Origin of the sequence: Vogesella urethralis, assembly GCF_007644045.2 — a bacterium.
In the GTDB taxonomy this organism is placed as follows: domain Bacteria; phylum Pseudomonadota; class Gammaproteobacteria; order Burkholderiales; family Chromobacteriaceae; genus Vogesella; species Vogesella urethralis.
On sequence record NZ_VMDW02000018.1, the window covers coordinates 1 to 239 of the forward strand.

1 pseudogene is annotated in these 239 nt (G+C 66.9%); it reads right to left on the bottom strand.

The annotated features are described in order from the left end of the window. Positions 1–25: 25 nt before the first annotated feature. Positions 26–239, bottom strand: a pseudogene (locus FLQ03_RS00860) (class I SAM-dependent methyltransferase); the annotation flags it as partial.

Below are 239 nucleotides of genomic sequence, written 5' to 3' on the forward strand. Positions count from 1 at the left end.
TGATGATGGCGCGGCGTTGCAGCGTCTAGCCCAGCGTGCGGATGAAGGCGCGGTTGGCGTGGCTGATGTCGCTGGTGTAACCGGGGGTGGCCGGAATCAGGTCTGCGGCCAACCCTGCCTGCACCGCGTCGGTAAACGGGCGGTCTACGTAACAGAAGGCGCCGTCCAGCACGGGAACGCCGCGTTGTTGCAGCGTGCCGTCCACATTGCGGCTGACCAGCTCGCACGGCATCGCGTCC